At 75.2% G+C, this 25,013-nt stretch carries 20 protein-coding genes; 11 read left to right on the forward strand and 9 right to left on the reverse strand.

Annotated elements, in window-relative coordinates; translation table 11 throughout:
- The first annotated feature begins 6 nt into the window (after positions 1-6).
- Together ABGB06_RS34545 and ABGB06_RS34550 are read left to right on the forward strand one after the other, a co-directional pair.
- Positions 7-1,419, forward strand: a complete 1,413-nt coding sequence (locus tag ABGB06_RS34545; RefSeq protein WP_347597808.1) for a family 2B encapsulin nanocompartment shell protein — start codon at positions 7-9, stop codon at positions 1,417-1,419.
- Between the two features lie 127 nt (positions 1,420-1,546).
- The gene (locus ABGB06_RS34550) at positions 1,547-2,935 is read left to right on the forward strand and encodes a family 2B encapsulin nanocompartment shell protein (protein ID WP_347597811.1); all 1,389 of its coding nucleotides are present in this window, start codon (positions 1,547-1,549) and stop codon (positions 2,933-2,935) included.
- A gap of 66 nt (positions 2,936-3,001) precedes the next feature.
- On the opposite strand, the gene ABGB06_RS34555 is transcribed toward ABGB06_RS34550, so the two are convergent.
- Positions 3,002-3,547 (reverse strand): DUF6643 family protein, encoded by a 546-nt coding sequence (locus tag ABGB06_RS34555; protein WP_347597814.1) that lies wholly within the window; start codon positions 3,545-3,547, stop codon positions 3,002-3,004.
- A gap of 236 nt (positions 3,548-3,783) precedes the next feature.
- Here ABGB06_RS34555 and ABGB06_RS34560 point away from each other — a divergent pair, with 236 nt between their 5' ends.
- The 3 genes from ABGB06_RS34560 to ABGB06_RS34570 are packed head-to-tail and all read left to right on the forward strand — an operon-like array spanning position 3,784 to position 6,462.
- The gene (locus ABGB06_RS34560; RefSeq protein WP_347597817.1) at positions 3,784-5,076 is read left to right on the forward strand and encodes a TerD family protein; all 1,293 of its coding nucleotides are present in this window, start codon (positions 3,784-3,786) and stop codon (positions 5,074-5,076) included.
- A 54-nt stretch (positions 5,077-5,130) separates the two neighbouring features.
- A complete protein-coding gene (locus ABGB06_RS34565) occupies positions 5,131-5,940 on the forward strand; it encodes an aspartate/glutamate racemase family protein (RefSeq protein WP_347597820.1) in 810 nt (269 codons plus the stop codon).
- 9 nt (positions 5,941-5,949) lie between these two features.
- Positions 5,950-6,462, forward strand: coding sequence for an NUDIX domain-containing protein (locus ABGB06_RS34570; protein ID WP_347597823.1), 513 nt, complete (start codon positions 5,950-5,952; stop codon positions 6,460-6,462).
- Between the two features lie 17 nt (positions 6,463-6,479).
- On the opposite strand, the gene ABGB06_RS34575 is transcribed toward ABGB06_RS34570, so the two are convergent.
- The 6 genes from ABGB06_RS34575 to ABGB06_RS34600 form a co-directional block, all read right to left on the reverse strand.
- Complete coding sequence (locus ABGB06_RS34575; RefSeq protein WP_347597826.1) at positions 6,480-6,896, reverse strand: PTS fructose transporter subunit IIA; 417 nt, start codon at positions 6,894-6,896, stop codon at positions 6,480-6,482.
- Complete coding sequence (dhaL, locus tag ABGB06_RS34580; protein ID WP_347597829.1) at positions 6,889-7,539, reverse strand: dihydroxyacetone kinase subunit DhaL; 651 nt, start codon at positions 7,537-7,539, stop codon at positions 6,889-6,891. Before dhaL ends, ABGB06_RS34575 begins: the two co-directional genes overlap by 8 nt.
- Positions 7,540-7,563: 24 nt before the next feature.
- Positions 7,564-8,556 (reverse strand): dihydroxyacetone kinase subunit DhaK, encoded by a 993-nt coding sequence (dhaK, locus tag ABGB06_RS34585; protein WP_347597832.1) that lies wholly within the window; start codon positions 8,554-8,556, stop codon positions 7,564-7,566.
- 199 nt (positions 8,557-8,755) lie between these two features.
- Entirely contained in the window at positions 8,756-9,985 is a 1,230-nt protein-coding gene (locus ABGB06_RS34590) for a PQQ-dependent sugar dehydrogenase (RefSeq protein ID WP_347597835.1), read from the reverse strand.
- Positions 9,986-10,167: 182 nt separating this feature from the next.
- The gene (locus ABGB06_RS34595; protein ID WP_347597837.1) at positions 10,168-11,631 is read right to left on the reverse strand and encodes a glycosyl hydrolase; all 1,464 of its coding nucleotides are present in this window, start codon (positions 11,629-11,631) and stop codon (positions 10,168-10,170) included.
- 208 nt (positions 11,632-11,839) lie between these two features.
- Positions 11,840-13,492 (reverse strand): sialidase family protein, encoded by a 1,653-nt coding sequence (locus tag ABGB06_RS34600; RefSeq protein ID WP_347597840.1) that lies wholly within the window; start codon positions 13,490-13,492, stop codon positions 11,840-11,842.
- Positions 13,493-13,760: 268 nt separating this feature from the next.
- Here ABGB06_RS34600 and ABGB06_RS34605 point away from each other — a divergent pair, with 268 nt between their 5' ends.
- Positions 13,761-15,623 (forward strand): serine/threonine-protein kinase, encoded by a 1,863-nt coding sequence (locus tag ABGB06_RS34605; RefSeq protein ID WP_347597843.1) that lies wholly within the window; start codon positions 13,761-13,763, stop codon positions 15,621-15,623.
- An 85-nt stretch (positions 15,624-15,708) separates the two neighbouring features.
- Complete coding sequence (locus tag ABGB06_RS34610) at positions 15,709-16,206, forward strand: hypothetical protein (protein WP_347597846.1); 498 nt, start codon at positions 15,709-15,711, stop codon at positions 16,204-16,206.
- A gap of 24 nt (positions 16,207-16,230) precedes the next feature.
- Here the strand turns inward: ABGB06_RS34610 and ABGB06_RS34615 are convergent, their stop codons facing one another.
- Positions 16,231-17,349, reverse strand: a complete 1,119-nt coding sequence (locus ABGB06_RS34615) for a phosphotransferase (protein ID WP_347597849.1) — start codon at positions 17,347-17,349, stop codon at positions 16,231-16,233.
- A gap of 240 nt (positions 17,350-17,589) precedes the next feature.
- On the opposite strand from ABGB06_RS34615, the gene ABGB06_RS34620 reads away from it, so the two are divergent.
- The gene (locus tag ABGB06_RS34620) at positions 17,590-19,074 is read left to right on the forward strand and encodes a hypothetical protein (protein ID WP_347597852.1); all 1,485 of its coding nucleotides are present in this window, start codon (positions 17,590-17,592) and stop codon (positions 19,072-19,074) included.
- 42 nt (positions 19,075-19,116) lie between these two features.
- Here ABGB06_RS34620 and ABGB06_RS34625 read toward each other — a convergent pair whose 3' ends face one another.
- Positions 19,117-20,571, reverse strand: a complete 1,455-nt coding sequence (locus ABGB06_RS34625; RefSeq protein WP_347597855.1) for a SpoIIE family protein phosphatase — start codon at positions 20,569-20,571, stop codon at positions 19,117-19,119.
- A gap of 268 nt (positions 20,572-20,839) precedes the next feature.
- Between ABGB06_RS34625 and ABGB06_RS34630 the strand changes: the two genes are divergently transcribed.
- The 3 genes from ABGB06_RS34630 (at position 20,840) to ABGB06_RS34640 (ending at position 24,943) form a co-directional block, all read left to right on the forward strand.
- Positions 20,840-22,279: a HEAT repeat domain-containing protein gene (locus ABGB06_RS34630; RefSeq protein WP_347597858.1), complete on the forward strand. Its 1,440-nt coding sequence runs from the start codon at positions 20,840-20,842 to the stop codon at positions 22,277-22,279.
- Between the two features lie 112 nt (positions 22,280-22,391).
- On the forward strand, positions 22,392-23,516 hold the full coding sequence (locus ABGB06_RS34635; RefSeq protein ID WP_347597861.1) for a glycosyltransferase family 1 protein: 1,125 nt from the start codon (positions 22,392-22,394) through the stop codon (positions 23,514-23,516).
- A 263-nt stretch (positions 23,517-23,779) separates the two neighbouring features.
- Entirely contained in the window at positions 23,780-24,943 is a 1,164-nt protein-coding gene (locus ABGB06_RS34640; protein ID WP_347597879.1) for a glycosyltransferase, read from the forward strand.
- Positions 24,944-25,013 lie beyond the last annotated feature (70 nt).

Genomic DNA, 25,013 nt, shown 5'->3' on the forward strand with positions numbered 1-25,013 from the left:
CCCCGCATGACGACTTCCTCCGAGCCGACCCCTCAGAATGGTGCGGAGCAGCAGCAGTTGAGCCTGGCCACGACGGCCGCGCGGAATCTGGCGACAACCACCAAAACTCCTCCGCAGATGCAGGAGATCTCCTCGCGGTGGCTGCTCAAGGTGCTCCCCTGGGTGCAGGTTTCCGGCGGCACCTTCCGGGTCAACCGAAGGCTGACCTACACGGTGGGGAACGGGCGCGTCGAATTCGTCTCCACCGGGTCCGAGGTCCGCGTCATCCCGGCCGAGCTGACCGAACTGCCCGCGCTGGCCGGGTACGAGGACGAGGAGGTGCTGGCCCAGATCGCCGCCGCCTGCGTGCAACGCGACGTCGCCCCCGGTGAGGTGCTGGCGGAGGCCGGCGCCCCGGCCGACCAGGTGATCCTCGTGGCGCACGGCAAGCTGAGCCGGCGCAGCCCGGGCCTGTACGACACGGAGACCGAGCACGGCGTGCTGGCCGGCGGCGACATCCACGGCGACCGAACGCTCACGGACGACGAGCCCGGCGTCTGGGAATACACCATCACGGCCCTGACCAGCGGCACCGTGCTGACCCTCGCCCGGCAGACCTTCCAGGACATCGTGGCCCGGGCGGACAGCCTCCGCGCCCACCTGGAGGCGACCCGGGCCGCCACCCACGCCGAGCAGAACGCGGCGGGCGAGGCCGCCATCGCCCTGGCCGCCGGCCACAGCGGCGAGCCGGTGCTGCCCGGCACCTTCGTGGACTACGAGGTCGCCCCCCGGGAGTACGAGCTCAGCGTCGCGCAGACCGTGCTGCGGGTGCACACGCGCGTCGCCGACCTGTACAACGAGCCGATGAACCAGGTCGAGGAGCAACTTCGGCTGACCGTCGAGGCGCTGCGCGAGCGCCAGGAGAACGAGATGGTCAACAACCCGGAGTTCGGCCTGCTGCACAACGCCGACCTGCGCCAGCGGATCCACACCCGCAGCGGCCCGCCCACCCCCGACGACATGGACGAACTGCTCGCCACCGTGTGGAAGGAGCCCAGCGTCATCCTCGCCCATCCCCGGGCGATCGCCGCCTTCGGCCGGGAGTGCAGCAAGCGCGGGCTGTACCCCACCAGCGTGGACATCGGCGGCCACGCGATCCCGTCCTGGCGCGGCATCCCCGTGCTGCCGTGCAACAAGATCCCGGTGAGCGAGAGCGGCACCAGCAGGATCCTGGTCATGCGCACCGGGGAGAAGGCGCAGGGCGTGGTCGGCCTGCACCGCACCGGGATCCCCGACGAGTTCCAGCCCAGCCTCTCCGTGCGCTTCATGGGCATCAGCGAGCAGGCCATCATCTCGTATCTGGTGAGCGCCTACTATTCCGTGGCGGTCCTCGTCCCTGACGCCCTGGGAATTCTGGAGGACGTGGAAGTCGGGTTCTGACGCGGCGCCGGTCTCACCCCGCCGCGGGCGTGCTGGATTCCCGTCGTTCGTCACGAGAATTCGGCACGCCCTCCTGTCGATGAACGGTACGCCGAGTTGACAACCCGAAGGAAAGGCATATTCGCCCATGACATCTCCACCGGAGCCACCGGAGGCCCCCGAGCAGCTCGCGCTCGGCACCACCGCCGCACGGAAGCTCGCGGGAACCGTCAAGACGCCGCCCCAGATGCAGGCCATCTCCTCGCGGTGGCTGCTCAGGTCGCTGCCCTGGGTGCCGGTGACGGCCGGCACCTTCCGGGTGAACCGCCGGCTCACCTACACGCTCGGCGACGGTCGCGTCGAGTTCGTCGCCTCCGGGCCGAACTTCCGGGTCATCCCCGCCGAGCTGACCGAGCTTCCGGCGCTGCGCGGGTACGCCGACGAGGCCGCGCTCGCGGCGCTCGCCGACCACTGTGCGCAGCGGGAGTACCAGGCGGGCCAGCCGCTGGTGGAGGCCGGCACCCCGGTCGAGGAGGTGCTGCTGATCGCCCACGGCAAGGTCGAGCGGCTCGGCCCGGGGCGCTATGACGAGGAGGCCCGGCTCGGCGTGCTGGCGGACGGCGACCACGCCGGCGACCAGGCGCTGACCGGCCCGCCCGGCGACTGGCCGTACACGTTACGCGCCCTCACCCGATGCACGGTCCTGGCGCTGCCGCTGCGCGACGTGGCGGCCGTGGCCGAGCGGACCCCCGGACTGCGGGCGTACCTCGACGAGGCGGCCACCCGCTCGTCACCCCCGCAGAACCGGCGCGGCGAGGCCGAGATCGTGCTCGCCTCGGGCCATCAGGGCGAGCCGGTGCTGCCCGGCACCTTCGTGGACTACGACCCGGGTCCCCGGGAGTACGAGCTGAGCGTCGCGCAGACCGTGCTGCGGGTGCACACCCGGATCGCCGACCTCTACAGCCAGCCGATGGACCAGACGGCCGAGCAACTGCGGCTGACCGTCGAGGCGCTGCGCGAGCGGCAGGAGGACGAGCTGGTCAACAACCCGGAGTTCGGGCTGCTGCACAACGTCGATCCGCGGCAGCGGGTGCGCTCCCGGGGCGGCCCGCCCACCCCCGACGACCTCGACGCGCTCATCACCCGGCGCCGCAGGACCCGGGTGCTGCTGGCCCATCCCCGCACCATCGCCGCGTTCGGCAGGGAGTGCAGCAGCCGCGGCGTCTACCCGCAGGAGATCGAGGTCGACGGCACCCGGACCCGGGCGTGGCGCGGCATCCCGCTGCTGCCGTGCGACAAGATCCCCGTGACCTCCGCCCACACCAGTTCGATCCTCGCCCTGCGCACCGGTCAGGAGGACCAGGGCGTGATCGGCCTGCACCAGCCCGGCATCCCCGACGAGCACGAGCCCAGCCTGAACGTCCGCTTCATGGGCATCAGCGAGCAGGCGGTGATCTCCTACCTGGTCAGCGTCTACTTCTCCGCGGCCGTCCTGGTGCCCGACGCGTTGGGCGTCCTGGAGGACGTGGAAATCTGACACGGGGTCCTCGCCCGAGACCCCCGTGTCCGCCGGCGGCTGCGCTCCGCCCCGTCGTCGGCTCCGTCAGTGGCCCGGCCCCTGCTCCGCCCAGTAGCCCTGCCCCGGGTAGGGGTGCTGCTGCGCGGGGGCCGGGTACGGGTTCTGGTAGCCGCCCGGCATCTGCTGGGGCGCTGCCGGACGCGGCGCCGCGGGCCGGGGAGCCGCGGGGCGCGGTGCGGCCGGTCGCATCTGCTGCGGCGCCGGCGCCTGCGGGGCCTGCGGCGCGGGATACGGCCGGGCGGCCGCGGCCTGCTGCGGGAGGTAGTGCGCGGGCTGCGGCGTGGGCGCCGGGGCCGGCGCGGGCCGGGGCTGACGCGCGGGAGCGGTCTGGTAGCCCGAGTACCCGGTGGGAGGGGCGGGCTGCGCGGGGGAGGGAGCGGCCGGCAGCGCGGGCAGGGCCGGCTGGGTGCCCGGATGCGGGTACCCGCCGAGCGAGTCGTAGGCGGAGGGCACCCTGATCGGCGCGATCTGCGGGGTTCCCCGCTCGGCCACCAAGCTGTCGTAGATGGGGGTGTCGGGGAAGGACGGTGAGGAGTAGTAGCCACCACCGTAGGGGCGCGGGGAGGTCATGCCCCATAAGTTAAGCCCACCATGCGGTCATTGGGGAGACCGATTAGCAGGTCATTTCGCGTGGTTGAGCGGAAGACGAGGGTCCCAAGAGGAGAATTCCGGAAAATAAGGTCATGGTATGCCCCATCGTGCTGTGTCCGGGGCCGTTTCGGAGGGCCGTGACCGAGGTGGCATAGTTGGGATGCCGCCACTGCACAGGCCGGGAGACGACGGCCAACGACGGGGAGGAACCCAGGATGCTCAAAGGCTCGAACGTCCCCGTGCCGGCACGGTCGGTCCGTGTCGAGATCGGCTGGCAGACCGCCGCTGGTGTGCCGGACGTGGACGCCTCCGCGCTGCTCCTCGCCGGCGGCCGGGTTCGCTCGGACGACGACTTCGTGTTCTACAACCAGCCCCGGCACGCCTCGGGCGCGGTGCGGTACGAGGGCAAGCAGCCCCAGGGCGCGGCCGTCACCGACCGCCTGGTCATCGATCTGACCGGCGTGGAGCCGGCCATCGAGACCGTGACGCTCGCCGCCTCCGCGGACGGCGGCACCTTCGGACAGGTGCCCGGGCTGCACGTGCGCTTGGTGGACGCCGATTCCGGCGCCGAGGTGGCCCGCTTCGACAGCCAGGACGCGAGCACCGAGACCGCCTTCGTGCTCGGCGAGCTCTACCGCAGGCAGGGCGGCTGGAAGTTCCGGGCGGTCGGCCAGGGCTACGACACCGGGCTGGCCGGGCTGGCCACCGACTTCGGGATCAGCGTCGACGACGAGCCCGCCCCCGCCCCGGCGCCGCGCCCGGCCGCCACCCCCGCGCCCGCCGCCCCGCCGCCCCCGGCACCCGCCCCCGCCGCGGCGCCGCCGCCCCCCGCGGCTCCGGCGCCCGCGCTCTCCGGCGGGCCGGTGCGGCTGAGCAAGGTCACGCTCACCAAGGAGTCCCCGGCCATCTCCCTGGCCAAGCAGGGCGGCACCTCGGGCCGGCTCCGGGTGAACCTGAACTGGCAGGAGCGGACCGGGCAGCGGCAGAGCCTCGGCTGGAAGGAGCGGCTGACCAAGGCCATGTCCGGTGGCCTCGACCTGGACCTGTGCGCGCTGTTCGAGCTGGCCGACGGCCGCAAGGGCGTCGTCCAGGCCCTGGGCAACGCCTTCGGGTCGCTGCACCAGCCGCCGTACATGCACCTGGACGGCGACGACCGGACCGGCGCCGTGGCCACCGGCGAGAACCTCACGATCAATCTCGACCACGTGCGCGAGATGCGTCGCATGGTGATCTTCGTGACCGTCTACGCGGGCGCCACGAGCTTCAAGGGGATCGCCAACGCCACCGTCACCCTCACCCCCGAGCGCGGCGCGCCCGTGGAGTTCCACCTCGACGAGTGCACCGTCGACTCCCCGGTGTGCGTGCTGGCGCTGCTGACCAACGAGGGCGGCGAGCTGATCGTCAACCGGGAGGCCCGGTACCTGATCCCGGACCGCGGCGTCAGCCCGCAGCGCACCGTGGACCACGCCTACGGCTGGGGCATGCAGTGGACCCCGGGCCGCAAATGAGCGCCCCGCGCCGCGCCGCGTGACCCGCCGGACCGGCCGGTACCCTCGATCGTCGTGAAGATCGCGCTCATCGACTCGGGCCTCGGACTGCTGGCCGCCGCCGCGGCTGTGCGCCGGCTGCGCCCCGACGCCTCGCTCGTCCTGTCCTGCGACCCCGACGGCATGCCGTGGGGCCCGCGGCGTCCCGACGACATCGCCGCCCGGGCGCTGGCCTGCGCCCGGGCCGCGGCCGCCGAGGAGCCCGACACCCTGATCGTCGCCTGCAACACCGCGTCCGTGCACGGTCTGCCGGCGCTGCGCGCCGCGCTGGAGCCCGCGCTTCCGGTGATCGGCACGGTGCCGGCCGTCAAGCCCGCCGCCGCGGCGGGCCCCGTGGCGGTGTGGGCCACCCCGGCCACCACCGGCAGCCCCTACCAGCGGCGCCTGATCCGCGAGTTCGGCGGCGGCGTCGCCACCACGGAGGTGCCCTGCCACGGGCTGGCCGAGGCGGTCGAGCGCGCCGACGCGGTGGCCGTCCGCGCCGCCTGCCGCGCCGCGGCCGCGCTCACCCCGGCCGACACCCGGGCCGTGGTCCTCGGCTGCACCCACTACGAGCTCGTGGCCGACCGGATCCGGGAGGAGCTGGCGGGCACCCTGTCGGGGCCGGTCACCCTGCACGGCTCGGCCGCCGCCGTGGCCGCCCAGGCGCTGCGCCGCGTCGGCGCGGCGGCCGACCCGGGCGCGCCGCCCGGCGGCGAGCTGCGGGTGTTCGCCAGCGGCCGGCCGGCCGGGCTGCCGTCCGCCGCCCGCGCCTACCCGGAGGCCGCGCTGCTGCCCGCCCTCGCCCGGTCGGCCGCCGCCCCGGCGGCGCCCGGCGCCTCGTAGGCTCGGGGCATGACGACACCCGGCTTCATCCGCGAGCTGCGGGCCAGCATCGGCAACCGGCTGCTCTTCCTGCCCGGCGTCAGCGCCGTCGTCCTGGACGACGACGGCCGCGTGCTGCTCGGCCGCCGCGCCGACGACGGCCGCTGGGCGATCATCGGCGGCATCCCGGAACCGGGCGAGCAGCCCGCCGAGACCGCGGTGCGCGAGGTCTACGAGGAGACCGCGGTGCACTGCGTCCCGGAGCGGGTGCTGCTGGTGGAGACCCAGGCGCCGATGCGCTACCCCAACGGCGACAACTGCCAGTACCTGGACATCAGCCTGCGCTGCCGCGCCGTCGGCGGCGAACCCCGGGTCAACGACGACGAGTCCCTCGAGGTCGCCTGGTTCTCGCAGGACGCCCTGCCGCCGCTGGGGGAGTTCGCGCTCACCCGGATCAAGCTCGCCACCACGGACGGCCCGACGTGGTTCGAACCGGCACCGGACACCCTGCCCGGCATCCCCGAACCACCGGACAGGACGTAGCCGCGGGGCCGCCGGCCTCAGGACTTGCGGTAGGTGTACGCCTCGCCCGCCGCCGCGGCCACCGCCGACAGGTCGGCCCCGGCCGAGGCGGTGACCAGAGCGGCCACCGCGCCCTCCACGAACGGCGCGTCCACCAGCAGGGTGTCCGGCGGCAGCTCGTCGTCCTCGGCCAGCAGCGCCCGGACCGTCAGGACCGCGCTGCCGAGATCGGCCAGCACCGCGACCCCGGCGCCCCGGTCCACCCGCCGCGCGGCCGCCACGACCAGCTCGGAGCTGGTGCCGAAGCCGCCGTCGGGAGTGCCGCCCGCGGCCGCCACCGGGGCCAGGTCGCCGGCGCCGGCCAGCGCCTCGGCCAGCCGGGCCACCGACTCCGCGACCTCCGCGCTGTGCGAGACCAGCACGATCCCGACCGGTCCCGAACCGCCCTCAGCCATGCTGGCCCGCCTCCCGCGCGGCCTCCCCGGCCGCCTCGGCCAGCGCCGCGAGCAGCAGCACCGACGAGGCCGCGCCCGGGTCCAGATGCCCGATGCTGCGGTCGCCGAGATAGCTGGCCCGGCCCTTGCGGGCGCGCAGCGGCACGGTCGACTCCGCGCCGTCCACCGCGGCCTGCCGCGCCGCCTCGTAGCCGGGCAGCGCCGCCACCGCGGGCAGCAGCGTGTCGAGCATCGTCTTGTCGCCCGCCGCCGCCCCGCCGAGCCGCGCCACCGCCTCCACACCGGCGCGCAGCGCCTCCGCGAGCTGCTCGTCGGTGATCCGCTCCGCGTCGCCCAGCGCCTTGCCGGTGCTCCGCAGCAGCGTGCCGTACAGCGGCCCCGAGGCCCCGCCCACCGTCGAGACCAGCGTCCGCCCGGCGAGTATCAGCACCCCGCCGGGGGTCGACGCGGCACCGTCCGCCAGGGCGGCCCGCACCGCGGTGAACCCTCGCCGCAGGTTGGCGCCGTGGTCGGCGTCGCCGATGGCCGAGTCCAGCTGGGTCAGCCGGTCCGCCTCCTGATCGATGTCCGTCGCCGTGATGCTGAGCCAGCGCCGGACGAACCCCGCGTCCAGCCGAGCCGCCTCCTCAGCCACGTCAGCCACCTCGTATCCCTTCCCGCGTCCGCCTCACCGGCCCCAGCGCAGCCCCGGCGTCCGCACCGGCGCGTCCCACAGCCGCAGGAGCTCCTCGTCCACCTGGCACAGCGTCACGGAGCAGCCCGCCATGTCCAGCGAGGTCACGTAGTTGCCGACGAGGGTACGGGCCACCGCGACGCCACGCTCCCCCAGCACCCGCTGTACCTCGGCGTTGAACCCGTACAGCTCCAGCAGCGGAGTCCCGCCCATGCCGTTGACCAGCACCAGCACCGGCCCCTCCGGCGCGAGGTCGGAGACCAGCGCGTCCACCGCGACGTCGGCGATCTCGCCCGAGGTCATCATGCCGCGCCGCTCCCGACCCGGCTCGCCGTGGATGCCGATGCCCAGCTCCAGCTCGCCCGCCGGCAGGTCGAACGTCGGGCCGCCCTTGGCCGGCGTGGTGACCGCGCCGAGCGCCACGCCGAAGCTCCGCGAGGCGTCGGCCACCTGCTGGGCGACGGCGGTCACCCGCTCCAGCGGCGCCCCCTCCTCGGCCGCCGCGCCCGCCAGCTTCTCCACGAACAGCGTGCCGCCGGTGCCGCGCCGGCCCGCCGTGTAGAGGCTGTCGGTGACGGCGACGTCGTCCTGGACCAGCACCTTGGCGACCCGCACGCCCTCGTCCTCGGCGAGCTCCGCGGCCATGTCGAAGTTCAGCACGTCCCCGGTGTAGTTCTTGACCACGAACAGCACGCCCTGCCCGCTGTCCACCGCCGCCGCGGCCCGCACCATCTGGTCGGGGACCGGCGAGGTGAAGACCTCCCCGGGGCAGGCGGCGTCGAGCATGCCGGGGCCGACGAAGCCGCCGTGCAGCGGTTCGTGTCCGGAGCCGCCGCCGGAGACCAGCCCGACCTTGTCGGCCACCGGCGCGTCCCGGCGCACGATCACCCGGTTCTCGACGTCGACCACCAGCTCCGGATGGGCCAGCGCCATGCCGCGCAACCCGTCGGCGACCACCCGCTCGGGCACGTTCATCAGAATCTTCACGGAGCTGTCCTCCTGACCTCGGCGACCTCGCGGAGTGACGTCGGTGACGCCGTTGGCCAGCCTACGGACCTCCGGCCCGATCGGCCCCCCGTACGCGTCGTGGCCCGCCCGTCCGGACGCGCCCCGGCGTGCCGGTGCCCCCGGACACCGACGGCGTCCGGGGGCACGGCGGGCACCGGGCATCCGGCGCCGGGGAGCGCTACGGGGTCCGCGTCTGACCGGTCTGCGCGAACTCGATCTTGTGCAGTCCGCCCGGCAGGTCGTTGACGTAGTACAGCTCGCCGTTCGCGTCCTGGCCGATCGCGGTGGGCTGCGTCTGGAAGGTGCCGATGTTCGCCTGCTCGTAACCGCCGTCCGCGGTCGGGCGCATGGCGATCGCGGTGGCCCCGCAGTAGTCGGAGGCGAGGTAGGTGCCCTCGGCCAGGTCCGCGTACTCCTGGCCGTGGTACACGAGGCCGCCTATGACCGCGCAGTTGCCGCCCGTGAGGGGGTAGCTGTGGACGGGCTCGACGAAGTCCGGGTTCTCCGGGCACTGCGCCGCGTCGTACTCCACCGTCCCCTCACGGCAGGACCAGCCGAGGTTCGCGCCTCCCTGGCCCGGGGCCAGGTGGTCGATCTCCTCCTCCTGCCCCTGGCCGACGTCGCCGATCCACAGCGAGTTGTCGGCGGGGTCGAAGGAGAAGCGCCAGGGGTTGCGCAGCCCGTAGGCCCAGATCTCCTCGCGCGCCCCCGCCACCCCGACGAAGGGGTTGTCCTCCGGGACGCAGTAGGCGAGGTCACCGCAGGCGGCGCTGACGTCGATCCGCAGGATCTTGCCGAGCAGCGTGTCGAGCCGCTGGCCGCTGTCGAACGGGTCGCCGGAGCCGCCACCGTCACCGATGCCCCAGTAGAGCAGGCCGTCGGCGTCGAAGGCGAGCTGGCCGCCGTTGTGGTTGCTGTACTGGGCGTGCTCCTGGCTCAGCAGCACCTCCAGGGATCCGTCGGCCAGCGAGTAACGGCCCAGCGTGACGGCGCCGTCGGGCAGCGCCGTGTACGCCAGGTAGAGCTCCTGGCTGTCGTTGAAGTCGGGCGCGAGGGCCATGCCGAGCAGCCCGCGCTCGTTGCCCGACTCGTCGACGACGTCCGTGACGTCCAGCAGCGGCTCCTCGGCCAGCCCGGTGTCGGGGTGGTAGACGGCGACGGTGCCGGCCTTCTCGGTGATGAAGAGCCGTCCCGTGCCGTCGTCCGGCGCCGCGATCGCGGTCGGACGGGTGAGGCCCGAGGCGACCTGGGTGGAGGTGGCGGACAGTTGTTCGAGTGGGACCGCGGTGGTGGCCGGGGGCTCGTCGGCGACCTGGGGGTCCTCGGCGGCCCAGCCGTAGGCGGCGAGCGGGCCGAGGGTCAGGGCGGCGACGAGCAGCAGCCGGCCGGTCCAGCGACGTGGTGACATGGCGACTCCAGAGAAACGTGGGGGATCTCTCCTAGGGCCCGTCCGGCGTGGCCCACGGACGGCCGAGCGCCGGGGGCGTCCGGGACGCTACCCGGCCTCGCGCCGGTGCGCCAGAGGCAGTTGCGCGCACCGGTGCCCGAGCGACGCCCGGGACGACGGGCCCGGCCGAGGGGCGGACGGCGTCAGGTGCCGTAGTGCTTGACGTCTTCGAGCTCGTCGAGCGTGGTCACTCGCGGATGCCCGTAGACGTGTTCCAGATGTTCCCGGGAGTTCCACACCCCGTCGGTGAGGAACTCCCCGCTCCAGGTGACGAACCAGCTCCAGTCGGCCTGGTACGCCTCCAGCAGGTCCGGGTCGGGGATCGGACCCACCTCGGTCAGCGCCACCACCCTGGTGTCCTGGCAGAGCGACACCAGCTTGTCGTAGGTGGCGCTGACCGGGCCGTGGTCGCCCGCCGACGGGTACGAGTCGGCGCTGACCACGTCGACCACGTCGTCGCCCGGATACCACTCGGGGCTGACGGAGTTCCAGACCCAGATCAGGTTGTGCAGGCCGTGATGGCGCGTCATCCGGTCGTACATGAGCCGGTACAGCTCGATGGCCGGGCCCGGGCCCTTCGCGCCCCACCAGAACCAGCCGCCCTCGGCCTCGTGCAGCGGGCGCCACAGCACCGGGACGCCAGCGTCCTGCAGGCGCAGCAGCTGCTCCGCGATGGCGTCGATGTCCCGGAGCAGCAGGCGGTAGTCCGCCGAGGCGGGATCGGCCAGCGCCGCGGCCACGTCGAACGTCGTGGCGTCGGTGTAGAAGCCGCGCCACCACTCCCGGCCCGGTTCGTCGATCAGGCCGCTGGGCGCGTTCCAGTGCCAGGCGAAGGTCGTGATGCCGCCGCGCGCGTCCCAGTCCAGCGCGTGGTCCACGTCCACGCCCACGGTGCCGCGTTCGACCCGGCTGGGGGAGTAGTCCATCATGTCGAGGCCCGCGACGGCCGGCGTCACCCCGAGGTTGTCCTCCAGCCACTGGATGCCGGCCATGTCCTGCTGACCGCTGAGGATCGTCTCGCCGTAGTTGTCGGTGAGATAGCGCAGCAACGACCGGGCCTCGGGGGTGGCCAGCGGGTCCACCGGCTCGCCGGTCACCTGGTGCGGTGGGCGCTCGGGGGCCGGGGCCAGGGTGACCGAGTCGATCTCGTACCAGCCCCATCCGCTGCGCACGGTCACGGTGTTGGCGCCGGGCTCCAGCAGCACCCTGCCGGCCGGTACGGTGCCGAACTCGGTGCTCTCCGGCAGCGTGATCTCGCCCATGCCCTCCCCGTTGAGCTCCAGTTGGGCGTTCTTCTGCCCGTAGGGCGCGCGGTAGCCGACCGACAGCTCGTACAGGCCGCCGGGGCTGTCCGGGACGGTGACGGTGACCTGGTCCTCGGCGGCGTCGAAGCCCGACACGTAGCCGGTTCCCGAATAGCCGGGCGCGGTGGCGTCGACGGTCACGCCGACCAGCTCACCGTCCTCGGCCTCGTACACCTCGGCCCCGGGCGCCGGGGCGGTTCCGGCGTCGTGCGGCCGCGCCGCCGTCGAGGGCGCCGCGGTCGCGGCCAGCACGCCGACCACGGCCGCCGCCAGTGCGGCCCTGGCCGCTCGTCGCAGGGTCACGGGAGGTGCTCCTCACTGGCCGGGGCCGGGACGAGGGAAGCGTGTGGGAGCGCTCCCAAGCATGCGCCTCATTCGACCGTACGGCCGCGTGCATGTCAATGAGATGCGGTCCCTGTGTCCCCCCGCGACCGGGGCGGCGGGCCGTCGCCCGTCGACGCGGCTCCGGGCCGCCACCCGCCCCGGCGTCCCCACACGCCGGGGCGGGCGGTCACACCCGGACCAGGCTGAGCAGGTCGGGGCTGATCCGCAGCCCGGTGGCGTCCACGTGCTTGTCCACGACGGTGAACCGCACCGTGTGCCAGCCGCGGCTCAGCCGGCGGCGGCCCAGCAGGGCCGTCCGGAACGACCTGACGCTCAGCGTCGAGGTGTCCACCGGACCCCCGACCGGGTCACCGTCCACGCTGACCGTCACCGTGCCGCCGTTGGGCAGCTGCCGGAACCGCGCGTACAGCTCGTAGTCGGCCGTCCGCCGCACCTCGACCCGGGCCTCCACGAAGGAGCCGTAGTCGGAGCCGACCAGCTCCGCCCGCTGGCCGCCGCTGGCGTGGGCGTCGTCCACCACCAGCAGCTCGTCGCCGCCGGTCACCAAGGCCAGTGCCGCGAGGGCGTGTCCCGACTGCTCCGGTACGTCCCACCCGTCGTCCGCCCCGTCCGTCAACCACGCCAGGTCGAACGCCGCGAACACCACCCGCTCGGAGAAGCTCGTCGTCACCCCGTCCGCGTGGTCCCGCCCGTAGAGCACGCCGACCCGGCCGTCCGGCAGCGCCACCGCGTCCGAGTACGACGCGGGGCCGTCCGTGAGCACCCGGCCGAAGGGGAAGGTGCGGCCGTCGTCGTAGGAGAGCGAGACGGTGAGGTTCCGCCGGGACGGCGAGTCGGGGCGGCTGAAGACCACGCGGCTGGGCCCGCCGCCCGGCCCGCCGGTGATCCGGGCGACGCCGGTGTCCACCGCGTTGACCGGACGGACCGCCGCGTCCAGCACCGGCTCCGACCAGCTGTCGCCACCGTCCACGCTGACCGAGACGATCCGCGGGTGGGTGCCGCCCGAGGCGTACCGGCCGAGCAGCGCCAGCGAGCCGTCGGAACGCTCCAGCAGCCGGGACTCGTTGACCGGGTAGGCGCCGTCCAGCGGGACCGCGGCGCCGTGCCACCAGCTCGCGCCGTGGTCGTCGCTGTGGATCACCGACACGCCGTACCGGCGCTCGGCCACCGGGAACGCTATCGCCCGGCGGTGCCAGACCTGCAGCATCAGCCGCCCGTCGGCGCGCTGCAGGCCGTGCCCGGGGCCCGGCATGTGCAGGGTCCAGGCGTGCGGGTTGGCGTCGAACAGGGACGTCAGCTCCGTCGGCTCCGACCAGCTGAGCCCGTCGTCGTCGCTGCCGACGACGTAGACCCGGGAACGGTCGGGCGAACCGCCGGTGTTCCCCGGGTCCCTGAAGCACTCGGCGTAGAACAGCAGCACCCGGCCGGTGTCGCGGTCGACCAGGGGGGTGGGGTTGATCAGCGACGTCACGCCGTCCGACCGCCGGACGTACCGCAGCGCCTCCCAGGTGCGACCGCCGTCGCGGCTGCGGCGCAGCACGAGGTGGTGCGGGTCCGCGTCGTGCTGGGTGATGCGTCCCTCGGCGAAGGCCAGGACGGTGCCGCGGGTGGTCACGGCCAGTCCGAAGACGTGGAACACCTCCAGGCCCTCGTCGCCCGCGGTGAAGACCGTCGACTCGGTGTACCGCCCGGGGCGGGTGAGCCCCGCGGCGGCGGCCGGCGCGGCCGTCGCCGCGAGGGCGGTGACCCCCGCCGCGCCGGCGGCGCCGAGCACCAGACCGCGACGGCTGAGCTGCCCGGGAACCCCGCTGGGAGCCATCGCTCAACACCCTTCTAATACGTATTAGTTGATGTCACCCGACGTTACTCGCCGGGCGCGACGAGCGTCAAGAGTGGTGCACGGGGCGGGCGTCGACGGCTGGTGAGGACCGCTCCCCGGTGCCCCCGTTCGGGCGATCCCGGGGCTGGCGAAGCGTGGCGGACGCGGACGGAATCCGGTCACGGGCATAAGTACCTCCCCACCTGGAAGCCATACTGGGTAGGCGTGGTGCAGGTACCGGGCCGATGACGGGGGGCGAGAGACGGCGATGGCGCAGGGCACGCTGATTCACGACCGCTACCAGTTGCTCGAGCCGATCGGGCGCGGGGGCATGGGCGAGGTCTGGCGTGCCAGGGACGAGGCGCTCGACCGGTGGGTGGCCGTCAAGTGTCTGAAGCCGCTGGGCTCCCGGCACGAGGAGGCGTTCCTGAAGGTGCTGCGCGAGCGGTTCCGCCGCGAGGCGCGGGTGGCCGCCGGGCTGCAGCACCGCGGCGTCACGGTGGTGCACGACTTCGGCGAGTTCGAGGGCGTGCTGTATCTGGTGATGGAGCTGCTGGAGGGCCGTAACCTCAGCGAACTGCTCAGTGACCGGCGGTCCGCCCCGCTGCCGGCGGACGAGGTCGCCGACATCGCCGACCAGGTCGCCAGCGCCCTCGCCTACACCCACGAGCGCGGCATCGTGCACCGGGACCTGAAGCCGGCGAACGTCATGCGGCTCACCGACGGGACCGTCAAGATCTGCGACTTCGGCATCGCCCGGCTGGCCCACGACATCGGGCTGACGGCGAAGCTGACGAGCGTCGGGATGGCGATGGGCACACCGCACTACATGTCGCCCGAGCAGATCGCCGGCACCTCCGTCGACCACCGCAGCGACCTGTACTCGTTCGGCTGCGTGCTCTACGAGATCGCCACCGGCGCCCCGCCGTTCGACCTCGGCGACCCGTACGCCATCCTGGTCGGCCACCGGGACACGCCGCCCGAGCCGCCCCGGCTCCGCCGCCCGGAACTGCCCGAGGACCTGGAGGGCTTCATCCTCGCGCTGCTGGCCAAGGACCCGGACGACCGGCCGGAGGACGCCGCGGCGCTCGCCCGGCGGCTGGTCACCGGTCCGGGGCCCGGCCGGCGGGCCGGCGAGCGAGGCGGGACGGGGGCAGACCCGGCCGGGGGCTGGGGGATCGGGCCCGCGCGTCCGTCGGAGCGGCTCCCCGAATGGACCCAGGGCATGCGCGCCGGATCCCGGGCCAGCGGCTCCTGGTCGCTGCGGCTGCCGCCGCCCGACCGCTCGGCCGGCCTGACCGGTCAGTGGACCGGGCTGGTCGCCACCGCCGTCGCCCAACGCCCGGCGGAGCGCCCGCACGGGCCGTCGCCCGAGTACCTGGCGGTGCTGTCCAGCCGGCACAGCGCCGGGCTCAGCCTGGGGCGTCTGGGCCGCTGGGCCGAGGCGCACGAGGTGCACCGGGCGGTCGCCGCGGAGCGGGAGCGCGCGCTCGGCGCGAACCACCCAGACACCCTGGACAGTCACTACGAGACCGGCTATGCGCTGGGTCGCCTCGGTCGCTGGGACCAGGCCCTCGCGGCGTACCAGCGGGTGGCCGAGGCGCGGGCCGCGGTGTTCGGCCCCGAGCACGCGGGAACCCTCGACGCCCGGTACGAGATCGGCATCAGCCTCAGCCGCCTCGGCCGCCGGGCCGAGGCGCTGGAGCTGTACCAGGAGCTGGTGGCCGCGCGGATCCGCAGCCAGGGCCGCACCCACCCCGAGACGCTGCGCGCGCGGCACGGTTTCGGCATCAGCCTGGGGCGCCTGGGCCGCTGGGACGAGGCGCTGGGCGAGGCCCGCCAGGTGTGGGCCACCCGGGCCCGGATACTCGGCCCGGACCACCAGGACACGCTGGTCAGCCGCCGCGAGATCGCCGTCGCGCTCGGCTGGCTCGGTCGCTGGGACGAGGCGCTCGCCGAGTACCGGCAGGTGCGCCAGGCGCGGGAGCGGGTGCTGGGCGCCAGCCACCCCGAATCGCTGGCCAGTCGCAACGACGAGGCGCACTGCCTGGAGCGGCTCGGCCGGGCCGGCGAGGCCGTGGCCCTCTACCGGCAGGTGGCCACCCCGCCGGGCGGCGACGGGGCCGGTTGAGCCGCCCCGGGGCCGCCCGCGGGGACGGCCGTCGGGGGCGCGGAACCGGCGGGTGCGGCCCCGACACCCCACGTACCATGGCGGCATGTCCTTTCTCCGCCGCCGCAGCGCCGCCTCGCCCGCCGGTCCGGACTTCGACGTCCTCGCCATGGACCCCGGTGACTGGCCCGGCGTGCTCGGCGCCGGGCTGCTGCCCGCCGCCGACGGCAGCTGCCAGGGCGTCGTGCTGCGCTACGACCTGTTCGGCGGGCGCGGCCCGGCGATGGTGATCGGGAACCTGCCGGAGGGCTCGCCGGCCCGCGACGTCGCCGAGGGCGAGGTGCCCTTCGAGGTGCACCAGCTGCTCGCCGCGCTGGGCAACGACGAGGAGATCCGGGCCACCGGCACCGAGGAAATCCCGGTGATGCACGACGGCAACCTGCTGATCGTGCGCCGGATCTCGTGTACCGAGGGCCGGATCTCCTGCGTCCAGTTCGACCGCAGCGACGGCGTGCTGGTCACCATCGCCAGCTGGGACCGCCCGATCAGCGAGGAGCTGTACCAGCTGCTGAAGCCGCTGCCGGCGGAGATGTTCCAGCGCTGATCCGCGCCCCCGGCACCCGTGCCCTCACCGGGTGCCCACGGCCGCCCGCACCGCCCGCCTGGCCAGCCCGCAGTCGTCGTGCAGCCGGCGCAGCAGCAGCCGTTGCTCCTCGCCGAAGGCCAACGCCCCGCTCGGCGCGTCGGTGCTCGGCGGCAGCGCCGCGGGGGACTGCATGGCGCGTTGCACCGCCGCCTCGCAGACCCGGATCTCCCGCGTCAGCACGAGCATCAGGTTCACCAGGAACGCGTCCCGCCCCTGTGGCCCCTCGGCCTGCGCGAGCTGGCTGATCTGCCGCCGGCTCAGCGGCGCGTCGCCCACCACCGCCCACAGCGTGGCGAGGTCGTGGCCCGGCAGGTACCAGCCGGCCGCGCCCCAGCCCACCAGCACCGGACCGGCGGGGGAGAGCACCACGCTGGTGAGCGGCGAGCCGCCGTGGCAGAACTGGCGGGGCGGGCCCTGCCGGCCGGGCGCGCGCAGCCCGCGCAGCAGCGTCCGCAGGTCGTGCACGTCCCGGTCGGTCAGCAGCCCTCGCGCGTGGTATCGCGACAGCTGCGCCGGATAGTTGACGGCCTCGGGAAACATCCCGGGCGGCGGCCGCCAGGCGTTGAGCCGCCGCAGCGCGCCCAGCGTGGCCCGCAGGTCGCCGGCGGACGGCGGGGCGGCCGGATGCCGGCGGGCGGCGGCGGTCCGGCCCGGCACGAAGTCGACGACGAGGGTGCAGCTGTGGGTGTCCGCGGCGATCAGCCCGGGCACCCGCACGCCGGGGCGGTGGCGGACGAAGCTCCGGTAGGCGGCTATCTCCTGGCGCAGCCGGTCCGCGCCGGGACCCTCGGGTTCGAGCAGACACTTGGCGACGGCCACCCGCCGCCCGGTCATGCCGACCAACGACAGCGAGTCCCGGGTCTCCCGCAGCACCTGCACCGGGCTGAACTCCGGGCAGATCTCGTGGACCGCGGCCAGCGCCGTGCGCAGCCTGGCCCCCCGCGCTCCGGAGAAGTCCAGCCGCCCGCCGGCGGGCGGCAACGGCCCCGGGCGGCGCGCCCGGGCCGGGAACTGGTCCGCGACGGTGCCGGCCGCGCCGCCGAGCTGGCCGCCCAGCCGCGGACGCGCCCGGGTGGCCACGGGGGTGGGTGCTGGGTACATAAGCGGGCTTGGTCCCTTCGTGTGCCGGAAGGATCGAGGCGCCCCCAGGCCGGAGTGGACCGCTCGGACACCCTGGGGAAATGTCCTCGGGCCCATCCCGGACCGGGGTGGCGCGGGTCTACATCACTCCCTCGCGCGGGTGGCACACCATCTGGCGTGCCCTGGCGAACCGTGGCGAATGGGCGTGACGCCGTTGCGCGGCGGCTACTGTCAACTCAGCCGAGATCCTGGGGGCTTGACGTGACCGGACGACCCAACACCCGTCTCGCGGACATGTTCCGGCTCGCCGGGTGGTCCAAGGGCGAACTCGCCAGGCTGGTGAACCGCCAGGCGGCGGCCCTGGGCCATTCCCAGCTGGCCACGGACACCTCGCGGGTGCGGCGCTGGATCGACGGCGGAGAGACGCCGCGCGATCCCGTTCCCGAGGTGCTGGTGTCGCTGTTCACCGAGCGGCTCGGCCGTGTCGTGACCACCGAGGACCTGGGGTTGCGCCGGCCAGGGGAAGCGGGGACACGGCGGTCCCTGCACGGGCTGCCGTGGGCTCCCCACCGGACGGCCGAGGTCCTCACCGAATTCACGGGAATGGATCTCATGCTCAACCGACGCGGCATGGTGGGTGCGGGAGCTGCTCTTGCGGCGGGTTCCGCGCTCAGCGACGCCATGCATGACTGGCTCCGTGCCACCCCGGCATCGGACGCCGTGACCCCCGACGACCCATCGCTCACCCAGGACGCCGCGGGAGCGGACCGTTACGAGGCGGCCCCGGTCGGGGCCGAGGAGATCGAGGCGCTGGAGCACTCCGTGGAGATCTTCCGCGCCTGGGACGCCACCCGCGGTGGCGGTCTACAACGCAAGGCCGTGGTGGGCCAGTTGAACGAGGTGGGCGGCATGCTCGCCTACCAGCACGTCGCCCACCTGCAACGACGCCTGTGGGGCGTGGCGGCCAACCTCGCCGCGCTGGCCGGCTGGATGTCCCACGACGTGGGCATGGAGCCCACCGCCCAGCAGTACTTCCTGATCGCGGCGCACGCGGCCAGGGAGGGCGGCGACCGGCCGAGGGCGGCCGAGGCACTGTCCCGGGCGGCGCGCCAGATGGTGCACCTCGGCCGCCCGGCCGACGCGCTCGACCTCATGCGCCTGGCCCGGTCCGGCGCCGGGCCCGAGGCGCTGCCCCGCACCCGGGCCATGCTCTGCACCATCGAGGCCTGGGCGCACGCCACCGCCGGCAGCGGCCAGGCCATGCGGCGGGCCCTGGGCGAGGCCGAGGACCTGTTCGTGTCCGACCGGAACGACGAGCCCCAGCCCAGCTGGATGCAGATGTTCGACGAGGCGGACCTGCACGGCATGGAGGCGCTCGCCTACCGGACGCTGGCGGAGCACGACCCGTCGGCGGCGCGGCCGGCCGAGCAGCACGCCGGACAGGCCCTGGCGCTGCGCCAGCAGGGCCGGGACCGGTCGCAGATCTTCGACCACCTCACGTTCGCCTCGTCCTGCCTGCTCGCGGACGATCCGGAGCAGGCGGGCGTGCACGCCAGGAGGGTGCTGGGCAGCATCGGCACCAACTCCTCGCACCGGACGTGGGACCGGCTGCGCGGCATGTACCGGCTGACCGACCGGTACGCGGACCATCAGGACACCGCGGGGCTGCGTGAGGAGATCGAACAGGCACTGCCACGGGCGCCCCGACCGCCGCGCGGCGTGCGGAGCGGCGGCCAGCTGGTCTGAGAACGGACGGGTCCGCGGACGGCGCGCCCGCGTCCGGTGGCGTCAGGGTCTGACCCGCGCCACCAGCACGCAGGCGTCGTCGTCTCGGCCCGTCTCGCCGCACGCCTCCACGATCAGCGCGAGGCACTCCTCCGCGCTGCCCGCGGCCGCCAGTCGGGGCCCCAGGGCGAGCAGCCGCGGGTCTCCCGAGCGGTCGGCCGGGCGGTCCGGGGGGATGTCCGAAAACAGACCGTCCGTCGTCAACACCAGCACGTCGCCCGGCTCCAACCGGTCGGCGCGCTGCGGGTACCGGGCGTCCGTGACCGCGCCCAGCAGCGGCCCGACGGGCCGGGGCAGCGATCGGCCGGTGCCCGCGCGGCACAGCACCGGCGCCGGATGCCCGGCCTGGGCCCACGTCAGCACGCCGCCCGAGGCGCCGGCCCCGGAGCCGCCCGCCGGCTGGTACCGACAGCAGACGGTGCTGGCCAGCACCGGATGCACCCCACGGTCCAGCAACTGGTTCAGATGCCCGAGCAGCGGCCCCGGCTGGGTGCCGGTCAGCGCCATCCCCCGGATCGCGCCCAGCGCCGTCGCCGTGCTCGCCGCCGCGCTCGACCCCTGCCCGGACAGGTCGCCCACGCTCAGCAACCGGGCCCCGTCCGGCAGCCGCAGCGCGTCGTACCACTTACCGCTCATCGGCGTCCCGGCGCGCGCCGGCAGATACCGGGCGGCCAGCTCCAGCGAGCCGGGCGGCCCGCTGGCGTCCCGCGGCTCCGGGGCGCGGAGCCACGGCGCGAGCGCGGTGTCCGCGAGCTCGATGGCCAGCCCCCGCTCCGCCCGCGCGATGCGGTGCTGCCGCCGCAGCTCCTCGTTCTCCTCGGGGACCGCCGCCAGCGCCCGCACCTGGCTCCGGCGGAGCTCGCTGACGTCCCGGATCATGGCCCACATCGCGACCGTGCCGCCCTGCTCGTCCAGCACCGGTTCGCCGGACAACTGCACGGTGCGCGTCCCGCCGTCGGGCCGCAGCACCCGGAACTCGCAGTCCATGCCGCGCCCGTCCACGAGGCAGCCGGTCACGGCCGCGGTCAACGCCGGCTGGTCCTGTGGCGGCAGGCAGGAGGGCAGCTGGTCCAGGGTGAGCGGGCCGTCCTCGACCGGACGGCCGAAGATCGCGTACACCTCGTCCGACCAGACCACCCCGTCGGTCAGCAGGTTCCACTCGGCGCTGCCGATATGCGCGCCGAGCCGGGCCCGGCCGTCCGGCGCCGCCGCCAGCCGGAGCTGGTCGAGCCGGTCCCGGAAGTCGTCGAGCTGGTGCGTCGCGAGATCCCACACCGCACGCCGCACCCGCTGCCGCGGCCCGTGGACGGGCTCGGCCCGGCGCGCCGCCTCCACGCCGTCCCGCAGGCGGCGGGTCTGCGCGACGAGCTCGGCCAACGCGTCGTCGGCGCTCTCGGCGCCGGTCGATGGGTCCGCCGGGTGAGGGACAGGGTGGTCAGGGTGCTGGGAGGAGAGCATGACTGGTCCCCGGAATGGCGAGGTCGGGCCGCGACCCGCTGGCGTTGCTGTCCGCCGCGAGGGCTGGCGGCGGTTGACTTCAGACTGTCGCACAGCCCACGCCGCTCCGTAAGAGTTTCGGCCGCTCCGGGCCCCTCCGTCCGGTGCCCGGCACCCCCTTCGCGCCACACGCGGGTGCCGTGGAGGTGTAGAAACGACTCGCACCGGCAAGGAGCGGCGCAAGGAAATCCCGTTGCCAGCGGGTCCCCACCAACGGATGCTGACTCATATGTTCGCCAGTCCTCTCGAAACAGGCATAGCGCCCAGCGGCACCCTCCTCGGGCTGCTCCAGCGGGGCCGCGGCGACGGCTGGCTGCACGCGCTGGCCGCCCCGCGGGCGACGGCCGTCGCCGCGCTGGAACACTGCGTCCTGCACGATCCCCGCAGGGACTGGCGACTGGAACATCGCTCGCTCTACTACGCCCGCCTGTACCGCGAGCTCGACGCCGGGCTCGACGCCGTCGCGGCGCACCTGTTCCATCCCGCCGACCACCCCGACAACCATCCCGAGGAGCGCACCGGCCTCGCCCTGTCGGTCCTCGGCCACCTCACCTCCTACGGCGACGAGCGGGCACTCGACCTCCTGCGCCGGTACGCGGTCAGCGGCGCGAACTGGCGGTGGGCGCTCGACGAGCTGGCGGTGCGCGACGACGACGCGGGACTGCGCGCCCTCGGCCCGAGCATCCTGGACCGCTTCCCGCGGACCGAGGCGGGCGAGCGGGCGCTGACCGCCGCCGTGCGCGACTCCTTCGAGCCCCGCCCGTGGCGGGTGTGGGCCGAGGATCCGGGCCGCCCGAACCAGCGCGACCGGCTGAGCCGGGCGCTGACCGACGGCGACTTCGACCGCTGGCAGCGCCAGATGCGCCCCCCGGGCCCGCAGCCCGGCTGGAGCGTGGCCGCCGTGCTGGCCTGGGCCCAGGAAGGCTACGAGCAGACCCCGCGGCAGTGGCGCGAGGCGTCCGCCGCGCGCTGCCTGGGGGCCGTCGCCGGGCCCGCCGACCGGCCCACGCTGCTCGCGGCCGCCGCCGGGGGCCCGCCCGCGGCCCGCGCCGCCGCGCTGCGGCACCTCGCCGAACGCGGCGACTCCCGGGTCTTCGCACTCGTAGAGGCGGCCGCAGCCTCCGTCGACGAGGACGTCTCCCGCGCCGCGGTGACGGCGTTCTCCCGGATGAGCGACCGCGGCGCCCTGGCCTGGGCCAGGCGCTGGGCCGCCCGCCCCGACGACCTCGGCTCCTGCGCCGCCGCCATGCTCGCCCGGCGCGGCGAGGCCGGCGACGCCCCCCGGGTGCTCGCCGCGCTCCGCCGCGCGGTGCGCGGCCACGGCACCGACGCCCGGGAGCTGCGACCCCTGGTGGAGGGCGCCGGGCGGCTCGGCGTGACCGCCGCGGTGCCGGTGCTGCGCCACATCTACCGGGAGACGTCCTCCTCGCAGCTGCGCGGCCACACCGTCCGCGCGCTCGCGGCCACCGACACGTCCTTCCCGACCGGCTTCGCCGTCGAATGCCTCTGGGACTGCGAGGAGGACACCCGCGAGCTCGCCGCCCGTTCCGCCGCCACCGCGGACGTCCGGGTGGTCGAGCGGCTCCGCCGGCTGGCCACCGACCCCGCCGAGCGCGCCGGTGTGCAGACGGCGGTACGGGGGCGGCTGGCCGCCCGCACCATCGGCTGAAAACCGGCGCACCCCGGCGCGTGCCCCGTTCGCGCCCACCGCTCATGGGACGTTTTCCGAACGGACATGCGGATGTGGACGGGGGCACGCCGGGGCGGGCGACAACGTCCGTATGCGCGTTGTCATCGTCACCGAGTCGTACCCCCCCGACATCAACGGGGTGGCGCACTGCGCCGTGCAGACCGCTCAGCACCTGGCGCGGCGCGGCCACCACCCCCTGGTGATCGCCCCGGCGCCCCCACCGGGCGTCCGCGCCCCGCACGACGGCCCCGCCCCCGTCGTGCACGTCCCCTCCCTCCCGCTCCCCGGCTACCCGCAGGTGCGCGTCGCGCTGCCCAGCCGCCGGCTGGCCACCGCGCTCACCGGACACCGACCCGACCTGATCCACCTGGCCAGCCCGTTCGTGCTCGGCGCCCGCGGCGTCGCGCTCGCCGTGCGGGCCGGCGTGCCCGCCGTCGCCGTCTACCAGACCGACCTCGCCGGATACGCCCGCACCTACCTCGGCGCCGGCGAGGTCGCCGCCTGGCGCCGGATCCGCGCCATCCACGGCGCCGCCGACCTCACCCTCGCCCCCTCCACCGCCTCCGCCGACGAACTCGAGTCCCGGGGCGTCCCCCGGGTCCGGCTCTGGCCCCGCGGGGTCGACACCGAACGCTTCCGCCCCCAGCTGCGGGACGCGGACCTGCGCCGCGAGCTCGCCCCCGACGGTGAACTGCTGGTCGGCTACGTCGGCCGGCTCGCCCCGGAGAAGCACGTGGAACTGCTCGCCGAGGCCGACGCCCTGCCCGGGGTCCGACTGGTGGTCGTCGGCGACGGGCCGAGCCGGCCGCGGCTGTCCGAGGCGCTGCCCCGCGCCCGTTTCCTGGGCCGGCGCACCGGCGCCGACCTGGCCCGCGTCTACGCCTCGCTCGACGTCTTCGCGCACACCGGGCCCTTCGAGACCTTCTGCCAGACGGTCCAGGAGGCGCAGGCCAGCGGTGTCGCGGTGGTCGCGCCCGCGGTCGGCGGGCCGCTCGACCTGGTCGCGCACGACCGCACCGGACTCCTCGTGCCGCCGCGCGACCCCGGCGCGATCGCCGAGACCGTGCGCGCCCTCCGGGACGACCCCGAGCGGCGCGTCCGCCTCGGCGCCGCGGGCCGGGCCGCCGTGGCCACCCGCACCTGGGAGGCGGTGGGTGACCAGCTCCTGGACCACTACGCCGAGGTGCTCGGCGCCCGATCGGTGGCGGTCGCGTGACCACCTCCGACGGCCGCGTACCCGCCCACTCCACCCCCGGGCCCCCGCCGACCCGGGACGAGGCGCCAGCGAACCCCACGGCGGGTCGCGGCTCCGCCGCCCCGCCCACGAACGGCGCCCCGGTCCTCACGACGACTACTCCCACCGCCGGCCCGCCGACCGCCCCGGGCGGGGTGGCCGCCGGCGGCGCGGCGCGGCCCGCCGCCCGCACCACGCCCGCCCTCCCCACGCCGACCCTCCAGGGCGGCGGCAAGCCGCTCCGCATCGTGCGGTTGGCCAACTTCGTCGCCCCCGCCTCCGGCGGCCTGCGCACCGCGCTGCGCGAGCTCGGCGCGGGCTACCTGGCCGCGGGCCACGAGTCGGTGCTGATCATCCCGGGACCCGCCGAGAACGACGCGTGGACCCGGCAGGGCCGGGTCATCACCCTGCCCGGCCGCCTCGTCCCCGGCACCGGCGGCTATCGGATGCTGACCGACCGGCGGCGCCTGCAGCGGCTCCTCGCCACGCTGGCCCCGGACCGGCTCGAGGTGTCCGACCGCACCACGTTGCGCTGGACGGGGGAGTGGGCCAGACGCCACCGGGTGCCCGCCGTGATGGTCTCGCACGAGAGCGTCGACGGCGTGCTCGGCACCTGGGGCCTGCCGCCGGCCGTCTGCCGGCGAAGCGCCGACTGGCTCAACCGCCGCACCGCGCACGCCTACACCTCCGTGGTGTGCACCACCGAGTGGGCTGCCAGGGAGTTCCACCGCGTCGGCGCCCGCAACATCCTGCGCGCCCCGCTCGGCGTCGACCTGCGCCGCTGCCGACCTGACCTGCGGGACCCGGCGCTGCACCACGAACTGACCGGCGGCGTCCCGGTGCTGCTGGCCCTGTGCTCCCGGCTCTCCCCCGAGAAGCGCCCGGGACTGGCCCTGGACGCGCTCGCCGCGCTGCGGGACCGCGGCGTCGACGCCAGGCTGGTGGTCGCCGGGGACGGACCGCTCGCCGCCCGGCTGCGCGAACGGGCGCTGTCCCGGCGCCTCCCGGTGACCTTCCTCGGCCACGTCGGGGACCCCGCCGACCTCGCCGTGCTCCAGGCCACGGCCGACGTGGTGCTGGCGCCAGGCCCGGCGGAGACCTTCGGGCTGGCCGCCATGGAGGCGCTGGCCTGCGGCACACCCGTGGTGGCGAACGGCCGCTCGGCGGTGCCCGCCCTGCTCGGCCCGGCCGGAGCGGTGGCGCACGGCGACGGCGACTCCTTCGCCGACGGCGTCCAACGCCTGCTGGTCCGCCCCGCGGGGCAGCGCCGCGCGACGGCCCGGGCGCGCGCCGAACGCTTTCCCTGGAGCGCCGCCGTCGACGCGTTCCTCGCCGCCCTCCAGGCCCCGCCGCTCACCCCCCGACCCGTGCTCCGCCCCACCACCCCCGCCGAAGGCAGCCGCGGATGACTCCCCACACCCCCGCCCCCGCCCCGGCCGCGCCCGCCCCCCCCGCCCCGCCCCCCCCCCCCCCCGGCCG

Origin of the sequence: Streptomyces sp. B6B3 (assembly GCF_039871525.1) — a bacterium.
Lineage (GTDB): Bacteria > Actinomycetota > Actinomycetes > Streptomycetales > Streptomycetaceae > Streptomyces.

Coding starts and splice junctions, on each gene's coding strand:
- ABGB06_RS34545 (WP_347597808.1), top strand. CDS start 7: ATGACGACTTCCTCCGAGCCGACCCCTCAGAATGGTGCGGAGCAGCAG.
- ABGB06_RS34550 (WP_347597811.1), top strand. CDS start 1,547: ATGACATCTCCACCGGAGCCACCGGAGGCCCCCGAGCAGCTCGCGCTC.
- ABGB06_RS34555 (WP_347597814.1), bottom strand. CDS start 3,547: ATGACCTCCCCGCGCCCCTACGGTGGTGGCTACTACTCCTCACCGTCC.
- ABGB06_RS34560 (WP_347597817.1), top strand. CDS start 3,784: ATGCTCAAAGGCTCGAACGTCCCCGTGCCGGCACGGTCGGTCCGTGTC.
- ABGB06_RS34570 (WP_347597823.1), top strand. CDS start 5,950: ATGACGACACCCGGCTTCATCCGCGAGCTGCGGGCCAGCATCGGCAAC.
- ABGB06_RS34575 (WP_347597826.1), bottom strand. CDS start 6,896: ATGGCTGAGGGCGGTTCGGGACCGGTCGGGATCGTGCTGGTCTCGCAC.
- ABGB06_RS34590 (WP_347597835.1), bottom strand. CDS start 9,985: ATGTCACCACGTCGCTGGACCGGCCGGCTGCTGCTCGTCGCCGCCCTG.
- ABGB06_RS34600 (WP_347597840.1), bottom strand. CDS start 13,492: ATGGCTCCCAGCGGGGTTCCCGGGCAGCTCAGCCGTCGCGGTCTGGTG.
- ABGB06_RS34605 (WP_347597843.1), top strand. CDS start 13,761: ATGGCGCAGGGCACGCTGATTCACGACCGCTACCAGTTGCTCGAGCCG.
- ABGB06_RS34610 (WP_347597846.1), top strand. CDS start 15,709: ATGTCCTTTCTCCGCCGCCGCAGCGCCGCCTCGCCCGCCGGTCCGGAC.
- ABGB06_RS34615 (WP_347597849.1), bottom strand. CDS start 17,349: ATGTACCCAGCACCCACCCCCGTGGCCACCCGGGCGCGTCCGCGGCTG.
- ABGB06_RS34625 (WP_347597855.1), bottom strand. CDS start 20,571: ATGCTCTCCTCCCAGCACCCTGACCACCCTGTCCCTCACCCGGCGGAC.
- ABGB06_RS34630 (WP_347597858.1), top strand. CDS start 20,840: ATGTTCGCCAGTCCTCTCGAAACAGGCATAGCGCCCAGCGGCACCCTC.
- ABGB06_RS34635 (WP_347597861.1), top strand. CDS start 22,392: ATGCGCGTTGTCATCGTCACCGAGTCGTACCCCCCCGACATCAACGGG.